The 9,486-nt window shown below is 72.4% G+C and carries 8 protein-coding genes and 2 pseudogenes; all 10 read left to right on the forward strand.

Translation table 11 applies throughout. The features are described 5' to 3' along the window. Positions 1 to 246, forward strand: a pseudogene (locus tag BMY61_RS46930) (hypothetical protein); the annotation flags it as partial. Between the two features lie 82 nt (positions 247 to 328). Next, positions 329 to 1,516 carry a hypothetical protein gene (locus tag BMY61_RS43030; RefSeq protein ID WP_042449490.1) on the forward strand — a complete coding sequence of 396 codons (1,188 nt, stop codon included), beginning with the start codon at positions 329 to 331 and terminating at the stop codon, positions 1,514 to 1,516. 174 nt (positions 1,517 to 1,690) lie between these two features. Beyond that, on the forward strand, positions 1,691 to 2,062 hold the full coding sequence (locus tag BMY61_RS43035) for a hypothetical protein (protein ID WP_042449492.1): 372 nt from the start codon (positions 1,691 to 1,693) through the stop codon (positions 2,060 to 2,062). Between the two features lie 111 nt (positions 2,063 to 2,173). Then, on the forward strand, positions 2,174 to 4,228 hold the full coding sequence (ligA, locus tag BMY61_RS43040) for an NAD-dependent DNA ligase LigA (RefSeq protein ID WP_042449494.1): 2,055 nt from the start codon (positions 2,174 to 2,176) through the stop codon (positions 4,226 to 4,228). A gap of 657 nt (positions 4,229 to 4,885) precedes the next feature. Continuing rightward, positions 4,886 to 5,353 carry a helix-turn-helix domain-containing protein gene (locus BMY61_RS43045; protein WP_042449496.1) on the forward strand — a complete coding sequence of 156 codons (468 nt, stop codon included), beginning with the start codon at positions 4,886 to 4,888 and terminating at the stop codon, positions 5,351 to 5,353. Between the two features lie 181 nt (positions 5,354 to 5,534). Continuing rightward, positions 5,535 to 6,095, forward strand: a complete 561-nt coding sequence (locus BMY61_RS43050; RefSeq protein WP_042449498.1) for a hypothetical protein — start codon at positions 5,535 to 5,537, stop codon at positions 6,093 to 6,095. Then, positions 6,089 to 7,048, forward strand: a complete 960-nt coding sequence (locus BMY61_RS43060; RefSeq protein WP_042449500.1) for a hypothetical protein — start codon at positions 6,089 to 6,091, stop codon at positions 7,046 to 7,048. Before BMY61_RS43050 ends, BMY61_RS43060 begins: the two co-directional genes overlap by 7 nt. Positions 7,049 to 7,072: 24 nt before the next feature. After that, the gene (locus BMY61_RS43065) at positions 7,073 to 7,762 is read left to right on the forward strand and encodes an SAF domain-containing protein (protein WP_042449502.1); all 690 of its coding nucleotides are present in this window, start codon (positions 7,073 to 7,075) and stop codon (positions 7,760 to 7,762) included. Continuing rightward, positions 7,762 to 8,613, forward strand: coding sequence for a CpaE/TadZ family protein (locus BMY61_RS43070; protein ID WP_042449504.1), 852 nt, complete (start codon positions 7,762 to 7,764; stop codon positions 8,611 to 8,613). The genes BMY61_RS43065 and BMY61_RS43070 overlap by 1 nt, the downstream gene beginning before the upstream one ends. Continuing rightward, positions 8,600 to 9,486: pseudogene (locus tag BMY61_RS47270) on the forward strand (Flp pilus assembly complex ATPase component TadA); the annotation flags it as partial. The gene BMY61_RS43070 and the pseudogene BMY61_RS47270, both read left to right, overlap by 14 nt.

A 9,486-nucleotide genomic window follows, 5' to 3' on the forward strand; every position in this document is an offset into this window, starting at 1 on the left:
GCCGCCGCGGCGGCCGTCAACGCGATCGTCTGGGACTTGGGGCGGCGCGTCGTGATCGCCTGCGGCGACATGCTGGCCGACCCCGAGGTCGCGCAGCGGGCCCTCGAGGCCCACCGCGAGCTGCGCGCCGAGCGCGACACCCTCCTGTTCGGGGTGGCGACGTTCGAGGGCGTCCGCGGTGCGGGGGAGCTGGTCGACCGCGTCACCGCGGACCTGGCCGCCCGGGCGCAGGTCCGCCGGCGCTGACTCAGGCGCGCCGGCGCCAGCCCAACGGCCCGGCCGGAGCAGGGCCGTCCTTCCGAACACCACCGCACCCTTCTGGAGCACCATGACACCGCCTGGCCGCAGCGCATCCGCGGCCGCCACCCCTGCGCGGACGCCGGAGCAGCTGCTGCTGTGGCCGGCCCACCCGCTGTTCCCCGGCGAGCTGCTGGCCGGGGAGAGCGTCGCCTCCTACGCCAAGGAGGGAGCGCACGGGGAGGGCGACTTCGAGCTGGTCTCCGTCGAGGGCTACGCGTACCGGGTGACGCGGCGCTGCGGGTGGCGGATCGCGCGCCTGCCGAACGACTGGTCCTCCTCCACCGGGGGCTATGCCTGGATCGGACTCGACCCGACGCTGGAGCAGGTCCTGGCGTGGATGCGCCGGGACAGCGGCTCGCGGGAGCTGGCCGTGCAGCGGTGGCGGCGCTGGGGGCACCTGGTGCGCGACGATGTCCCGTTCTCCACGGAAACCGAAACCGAGGAGCTGGAGCCGGGCGTGCTGCGGGTGTCCCGGTACGGGGTGCAGGGCATCGCCGCGGACTACCCCTGGGGGTGGGAGATCCGGCAGGACGGACAACTGCCCGAGAGCCCGAACCGGCGCTCCGCGGACCGGGGCCGGCTCGCGTACGCCGTCTGGTGCATGACCAGGATCGGCTTCGACCGTGTGCCCACCAGCCGGCTGCGCGTCGTGCGGTCGTACTGGCGTCAGGACGTCGACTGCGCGACCGGGGGCCCGACCCACCTCGGCTCGTGCAAGCGTCACCATCCGCTGTTCCTGGTCGAGGTCCTCGACGAGGGCTCCTGCGCGGCGAGCACCGTCGTGCTGTGCTCCCGGCACCTCGGCCACCGCCTCGGCGGCTCCGAGGGCTACTACCCGCCCTACCGGGAGCTGACGGCGATCGCCGAGCGGCTCTCGGGGCGCTCGTTCGTCGAGTGGCAGGACCGCCTCGCCGAGCTGACCTGGGACATGGTGGCGCCGGCCGTCGACCGCGGCCTGCCTGTCCCGGACGTGGCGCAGGCCCTGCTGGAGGAGGCGCTGGACGCCGGTGAGCGCCGCGCCGTCCTCGCCGCCCGCCGGGCCGCCCGGCAGCGGGGGCTTTCGCGCAGGGAGCAGGAGGCCGCGGCGGAGCAGGCCGGCGCCGAACAGCGGGCCCGCCGCCGGCACCTGGTCGACGAGGCGCGGGCCGAGGAGGAGGCAGAGTGGGAGCGCATCCGGCGGGAGACGGAAGAGGCGATGTCGGCCTCGATCGCCTGACCGCGTGCGGCACCGGAGCGGGAGACGGGCGGGGCGGGCCGTCCTGCCCGATTGTCAGTGCTGCGCGAGACAATGTCTGTGCAGGCCAAGCCCGGTGACGCATCCTCCCGCGGCTCCTTCTCCCTTCTTCTTTGCCGTCCTTCCCTCACTGCCCGCTCGCCCTTGGAGGCTTGCTTGAAGTCCAGCATCGGTACCGCCAGGTCCTTCCACGCCGCCGGCACGCCCGGCGACCTCTGCCACGCGCACTCGCGGGCGGCGCTGGCGACCAGCGCCGCTGCCATCGCCCTGCGCCGGGGACTGGGAGCCGACCTGACGGACGCTCAGCTCCTGGAGTGCATCGCCGAGGCGCGGGACGACGCCTCCGCACCCGCCCCCTCGCCGGAGACGCGGCTGGCCGTTCGGGCCGCGCTGCGCGCGCCGCTGACCCGCGCCGACGACCCACAGGAACTGGCCGACGCCGTCTTCGACACGCTGCCCGACACGCCGTTGCGTGTGGAGGGCGCGAACGGCCAGGTGTTCTTCCTGGTGCCGATCGCCGCCCCATAGACATTGCAAGATGAGCAATTGGCATGTAGCATATGTGTTGTGCGGGGCGGTCGCCCACCCCTCCCGGCGACGCCCCGCACTCCCCTTCCACGCCTCCGAGAGGGCACCCGCATGACCACTGCCGCCACCACGCGCCTGGACCGGCCCGCCTACCAGGAAGCGGTCCGCACGGCCGTCGCCGCGTGCGCCGCCTACTACGGGCCGGGGAGCAGCAGCCTGTCCGACTCCGAGTACGACACCCTCCTCGCGGCCATCCGCGCCTACGAGGCCGAGCACCCCGACCACATCGAGCCCGACTCCCCGGTCGGCAAGGTCGCCGGCGGAGCCGTCACCGGCGGCAAGGTGGAGCACTCCAGCATCATGGGCTCGCTCGCCAACGCCTACAGCCGCGAGGACCTGGACACCTTCGTGGCCCGGGTCACCAAGCGCCTCGGGCACACCCCGGCCAGCTGGTGCTACGGGCCGAAGCTGGACGGCCTGGCCGTCGCCGCCCGCTACACCGACGGCCAGCTGACCGACATCATCACCCGCGGCAGCGGAACCCGCGGCGACTCGGTCGCCCACATGATCGGAAACCTCAGTGGTCTCCCGCTCCGGCTCCGCCGCCCGGCCACCATCGAAGTCCGCGGCGAGGTCATCATGACCAAGGCGCAGTTCGAGCAGGCCAACCGCATCCGCACCGCCAACCGGGCCAAGCCCTTCCGCAACGCCCGCAACGGAGCGGCGGGGACGCTGCGCGCCCAGCGCAGCTACACGATCCCCATGTCCTTCGTGGCCTACGACGCACCGCTGGACCAGGTCAGCGACCTCGGGGAGCAGCTGCGCGCGCTGGACCACGACCAGCTGATGGGGCTGCTTGAGGACCTGGGCGTGCGCACCGTCCTCAGCATCGGCGCGCCCCTGATGCGGGGCGACTCGATCGAGGACGCCTACGCCCGCGTCCGCGAGATCGAGGCACTGCGCCCGGGTCTCGACATGGAGATCGACGGCGTCGTCATCCGGGCCGCCAGCCCCGCCGACCAGGCCGCCGCCGGGTACAACAGCTCCAACGAGCCCCGCTTCGCCATCGCGTTCAAGTACCCGCCCCAGCGGGCCGTCACCACGCTGCGGTCGGTGCGCTTCGCCATCGGCCGCACCGGAGCCCTCAGCATGACGGCCCAGGTGGACGAGGTGGACGTGGACGGCAGCGACGTGGAGGCCGCGAGCCTCCACAACGCCGCCAACATCGCCCGCCTCGGACTGCGGATCGGAGACACGGTCGAGCTGGTGAAGGCGGGCGAGATCATCCCGCAGATCACCGCAGTGCTCACCGAGCACCGCACCGGCGACGAGGTCCCGGTCCAGGTGCCCACCCGCTGCCCGGTCTGCGACCGCGACCTCGACACCTCCGGCGAGATCTGGCGCTGCCCCAACGGACGCGGCTGCGCCCCGGCGGAGAACATCGCCTACGCCGCCGAGCGCGACAACCTCGACATCCAGGGCCTGGGCGACACCCTGGTCCGCCAGATCGTGAACGCCGGACTCGCGACCGACGTGGCCGACCTGTTCAAGCTCACCGCTGCCCAGCTCCAGGGCTTGGACCGGATGGGACCGGCGAGCGCGGCCAAGCTGCTCGCCGCCGTCGAGCAGTCCAAGCAGCAGCCGCTCAACCGCTGGTTCAGCGCGCTCGGGATCACCGGCACCGGGCGTACCGCCTCGCGCCGGATCGCCGCCCACTTCGTCACCTTCGAGGCGATCCGCGCCGCCGACGCGGCGGCGTTCGCCCAGGTGGACGGGATCGGAGCCGAGAAGGCCCCGGCGATCGTGGCCGAGCTGGCCGAGATCGCCGACCTGTGCGACCGGCTGGTCGCGGCCGGGGTGGTCTGCCTCCAGCCCGGTTCGGCCGCCGCCACCGCCAGCACCACAGCGACCAGCAGGCCGCTGGACGGCCTCAAGGTCGTCGTCAGCGGCACCATGGACGGCCCGCTCGCCGCCTACGGACGCACCGCCATGAACGAGCTGGTCGAGCGGGCGGGCGGCAAGGCGTCCGGCAGCGTCTCGAAGAACACCGACCTCCTGGTCGCCGGGGACGGAGCCGGGTCCAAGCTCGCCAAGGCCCACGAGCTGGGCCTGAGGGTGCTCACTCCGGTGGAGTTCTCGGTGCTGGTCGCCGACCTCCTGACCTGATCCCACCTCACCTCTCACCGAATCACCGAAGGCCCCGGTGAGCCGCGCAGCGCGGCTCACCGGGGCCTTCGGCCTGCGCCCTCCCGCCACTGCGAACCCCGCCATCCGGCTGGCCGATCGGCATGTCATGCGGTCGTCAAGGCCGCGAATCAGCCAACTCCAGCCCGGAATCACGCAATCCGGAAGGCTGAACCCCTTCCGCCACGTTGCCCACAGTAGTGATAATCAGCACCACTGCTCACAGAATCTGGGCGAAAGGGGCATAAGTGTGAGGTATACAGACCAGCCCTCGTGACCAAGGGTTAACCGCCTTGACCTGGCTGAATTCCCGTGCGAGATTCAAGCCGCAGTATCTGAGCGGTACCTAGGCCGGGGCAGCGACAGCCGACGGCGGACAGGGAACGGAACGGGGGGTAACGATGCTTTCGCATACACTGAAGTCGGGCGGGGCTGTCTGCGACCGTCCCGACCTGCCTGTCCTTCCCGGCGCGCGCGGTCTCGAACCCTGGCCGGTGCGCATGCTGCATGTCCGGCTCAATCCCGGTATTGTCCCGCCGTTCACTGGTCCGCGTACGGCCCTCGTCGCCGACGGGCACGCGCCCGACACGGACCCGAAGGCGCGCCGGAGCGCGCCGCGGCACGGAGGGGACCACCGACTTGGGCAGTCGCGGGATCGCGTACTTCGATCCAGCCGCCCTGCGCGAGCAGCGGACGCACGCCGGCCTGAGCCAGGATCAGCTGGCGGAGCGGGTCCGTGCGCGGTCGGCTGTCGTGCTGCTGCGGACGCACGTGTCGATGTACGAGTGCGGCAGACGACTGCCGGAGCAGCGCACGCTGTCCGCGATGGCCGACGGACTCGAGGTCCCGGTGTCCTGCCTGCTCTACCCGGACCCGCTGAGCATCTCGCGGCTGCGCCTGGCCGCGAAGGTGACGCAGTCGGAGTCGGCGCGCCGCATGGGGACCACCCAGAGCCGCATGTCGCTGATCGAGCGCGGCCTGGTGGAACTCGACGCCGCCGAGGTGCGGCAGCTGGCCGGCATCCTCGGCACGACCGTCCAGGCGGTGCGCCTGGCGATAGGCACCGCCCTGCGCTCCGCCAGCGACCGGCCGGTCGCTACCGTCTAACCGCGCCCGGCGTCCTTGCTGCCCAGGCGCTTGCTTGCCTTGTCCCGATTGTGTGTCAGCGCGGCAACGACGCCGCGCCGGACGGGTGTTGCACGCACGCCCGCGTGGCCCACTAGGAGCCGACGTGCCCCACCCGACCTCTGCCCCAGGGGGAACGACAGTGTCATATTCACATCAACTCATGGTCGGCCGGCGCCCGCTGAAGGCCGCGGCGGCCGCCGCGGCCGTTGGGATCGTGCTGCTCACGTCCGGATGCGGGTCCTCGGGCAAGCCGGCGGCCACATCGTCGCCGTCGGCGGTCGCGTCGCCGAGCACCGCCGCCCCGGACGCGGCGGCCAAGGCACAGGTGCTCACCGCCTACCGCGGCATGTGGGCCGACATGGTGAAGATCTACGGCTCCGGGACCCTAGAGGGCACCAACCTCCAGGAGTTCGCCGCGGACAAGGCCCTGGCCGGCATCAAGGCCAGCGAGGCCTACTACCAGGACCAGAACCTCGTGGTGAAGGGCGAGCCGGTCCTGACCCCGCAGGTCACCTCGATCGACCTGTCCGCGAACCCGCCGACGGCGCAGATCACCAGCTGCGTCGACAGCACCAACTTCCTGCCCGTCGACAAGGGCACCGGCAAGCCGGCGAAGCTCGCCAGCAACGTCTTCCGCCACGTCGAGAACTCCACGGCGATCCAGGACCAGGGCAAGTGGTTGGTCATCCAGTCCGTGATCCAGCAGGACCAGTCATGCTGAGCTACCTCAGACCCGTCCGGCTCCTGATGCTGCTCGCGGTGCTCGCTGCGGCGGTCCTGGTCCAGCCGCAGGCCTTCGCCGACGGCGGGGGCGGCGTCACCTGCCCGCCCAACATCCCCAACTGCACCATCGTCGTCGGCGGCGGTGGCGGCGGGGGTGGTGGAGGCGGCGGTGGCGGTGGCGGCAACGGGGGCGGCGGCGGGAGCAGCACCTGCCTGGCCGGCACCACGCCGGTGCCGTGCTACCGCGCCGGCTTCGGGTGGTTCAACCCGACCGACGCCTGCTACTGGGACCTGATGGTCCCCCAGCCCGGCCCGAACGACCAGGACTGGAAGCTCGCCACCGGCATCCCCGCGAACTGGGCGCCCGGCCCGAACCAGGGCGAGCTGTACAACGTCACCTGCATGGGCGCCGCCGCCAACCTGGCTGGCGGCATCACCTGGAGCCGCAACCCGCCTCCGGGCTACGGCGGCGGGGCGAACCCGCAACAGATGGCGCAGCAGGCGGTGAAGCAGCTCGGGCTCCAGGGGGCGGACATCGGCATCGCTCCGAAGAAGGGGGCGATGGGACTCGTCGGCCTGCCCGTGTGGCTGTGGAACAACAAGTCCGCCTCCACCTGGGGGCCGAAGAGCACGTCGGTCAGCGCGGCCGGCATCACCGTGACCGCCACCGCCCACGTCACGCAAATCGTGTGGAACCTGGGCGACGGCACCTCGGTGACGTGCGCGAACGCGGGCACCCCGTACAGCGCCTCGTACGGCAACTCCTCTTCGCCGACCTGCGGCCACACCTACCAGCAGACGTCCTCCTCCAGCGGCTCCTACACCATCACCGCGACCAGCACGTGGCGGGTGGACTGGACGGCCACCTCCGGACAAGCCGGAACGATCATGACTGCGCGCACCTCGACCACCACGGTGGCCATCGGGCAGCTCCAGGTCCTCAACAACTGACCAGCCTCCGTCGGGAGATAGAACGTGAGCAACACCAAGACGCGCAGCGTCCCCGAGCAGGCCGCTCCCACCGCGGCAGCACCTGCACCGAAGCCGGTGAACGCTCGGCGGCGGCGTCCGGCGCTGATCGGCCTGTCCGTCGCCCTCATCGCGGTCGGCGGCCTGATCGGTGCGATGACGCTGACGGCGGCCGGGCAGCGCGAGGACGTCCTCGTGGTGGCCAAGCCGTTGGCGTTCGGCCAGGTCATCACCCGTGGCGACCTGGCTGTGGCCTCCATCAGCCTGGACCCGGCGCTGAAGCCGGTCGGTGCCGGCCGGCTCGACTCCATCATCGGCAAGCACGCCTCGGCGCAGCTGCTGCCCGGGACCACGTTGACCCAGGCCGACGTCACCTCCGACTCGCTGGTGCAGCCCGGCCAGCAGCTGGTCGGGCTCCTGGTCAAGCCCGGCCAACTGCCCACCACCACCCTGGTCCCGGGCGAGAAGGTGCTCATCGTCTCGACCCCGGGTCAGAACCCCGCGACGGACACCGGCGCCTCCGCCGGTGCGCCGAGCACCCTGCCGGCGCAGGTGGTGCGGGTCGGCACCGCCGACTCCAGCGGGAACCTCACGGTCGACGTCTCCGTCGACGCCAACGCCGGCGCCACTCTGGCGGCGCGAGCCTCGACCGGCAACATCGCGATCATCGTGCAGAGCCCGTCGGCGGTCGGCTGATGGCACTGATCGCAGTAGCGGGCTGCCCCGGTGCGCCCGGGGCCACCACCGCCGCCCTCGCGCTGGCGATGTCGTGGCCCCTGGTCGAGGGCCGGCACGTGATCATGGCCGAGTGCGATCCGGACGGCGGCTCCGTCGTCGCCGGGGCACTGCGCGGCGGAACCCCGGGCCCGCAGGGTCTGCAGAACCTGCCGGTGGCCGCGCGCACGGGCAGGCTCAATGAGGCGTTCTGGCGGCAGTTGCTGGATCTGTCCGACGGTGCCAAGCAGCGGCTGGTCCTGCCCGGCCTGACCAACCCCGGCCAGTCCCCGGGCATGCAGAGCGTGTGGCCGCAGCTCGCCGACCTGATGGCCGGCATCGACGTGACCGCGCAGCACGACGTCATCGCCGACCTTGGCCGCCGGGGCGGTACTGACAGCGCCGCCTCCCTGGTGCTGCGCGCGGACCTGGTGCTGGCCGTGGTGCGCACCACTCTGCGCGGAGTGCACCACGCCGAGCATCGCGTCCGGGCGCTGGCCGAGGACCTCGACGCCCGCGGTGTGGGCCGCGACGCCCTGCGGCTGCTGCTGATCCCCGCAGGCCCCTACACCGCCGCCGAGATCAGCGAGCGCCTGTCCGTCCCGGTCGCCGCCGAGCTGCCCTTCGACCCCAAAGCCGCCGAGGTGCTCTCGGACGGCACCGACATCGGCGAACGCCGCTTCAAGCGCAGCGACCTGATGCGCCACGCCGCGAACGCCGCCGAAACCGTCCACTCCCTGGTGCTGCAGCGCCGGGAGCAGCTCGCCCCGCGCCCGGTGCACCAGGCCCCGGACAGGGCCGCAATCCCCGGAGGTGCCCATGCTGCACGCTAGCGCCGTCCACACCGACCCCGTCTTTGAGGACACCGCTCCGCCCGAGGCCGCCGGCGCTTCGCCGCGCCGCGCGGTCGTCGCCCGGGGCGGCAGCAGTGCCGCCCGCCGCCTGGAACCACCACGGGTCGACCCGTTCGCGACCGAGGTGACGCCTGTCGCCCTGCGCCCAACGGCCCCCGCAGCCCCGGTGCCGAGGCCCGCTGCGCCGCGCGAACTCCAGGTCGACCCCGCAGTGGCCGGCCGGGTCAGGCGCCTGGTCTCCGACGAGCTCGCCTCGCTGATCGCCCTGGAGCCCGGGATGAGCCAGGGCGACCGCGAGCAGCGCGCCCGCGCGCTGATCAACACCCGGGTCGCCCAGTGGGTCGTCGCCCGGGCCGAGGAGCTCGGAACCTCGCCCAGCGAGGAGGTGCAGCGCGCCCTGGAGGCCCAGGTCTTCGACCTGCTGTTCCGCGCCGGGCGCCTGCAGCCGTACCTGGACGACCCCGAGGTCGAGAACATCCTGGTCAACGGTTACGACCAGGTCGTGATCGACTACGCCGACCGCGGGAAGGTCCGCGGCGAGCCGATCGCCGAATCCGACGAGGATCTGGTGGAGCTGCTGCGCGACCTCGCCCGGCGCTCCGGCCACGGCGAGCGGACCCTATCCACGGCCAGCCCGATGCTGGCCCTGCGGCTGCCGGACGGCTCCCGTCTGCAGGCGATGACCGAGGTAACCCCGCGGCCGCAGGTCACCATCCGGCGCCACCGCGTGCGCAGGACCGACCTGGGCGGCATGGTCGAGCTCGGAGCGATCGACAGCACATTGGCCGCGTACCTCAAGGCTCTGGTCCTGGCCCGCAAGAACATCCTGATCGCCGGCGGCCAGGGCGCGGG

This window comes from Streptacidiphilus jiangxiensis (genome assembly GCF_900109465.1).
Classification (GTDB): domain Bacteria; phylum Actinomycetota; class Actinomycetes; order Streptomycetales; family Streptomycetaceae; genus Streptacidiphilus; species Streptacidiphilus jiangxiensis.

Coding starts and splice junctions, on each gene's coding strand:
- BMY61_RS43060 (WP_042449500.1), top strand. CDS start 6,089: ATGCTGAGCTACCTCAGACCCGTCCGGCTCCTGATGCTGCTCGCGGTG.
- BMY61_RS43070 (WP_042449504.1), top strand. CDS start 7,762: ATGGCACTGATCGCAGTAGCGGGCTGCCCCGGTGCGCCCGGGGCCACC.
- BMY61_RS43050 (WP_042449498.1), top strand. CDS start 5,535: ATGGTCGGCCGGCGCCCGCTGAAGGCCGCGGCGGCCGCCGCGGCCGTT.
- ligA (WP_042449494.1), top strand. CDS start 2,174: ATGACCACTGCCGCCACCACGCGCCTGGACCGGCCCGCCTACCAGGAA.
- BMY61_RS43030 (WP_042449490.1), top strand. CDS start 329: ATGACACCGCCTGGCCGCAGCGCATCCGCGGCCGCCACCCCTGCGCGG.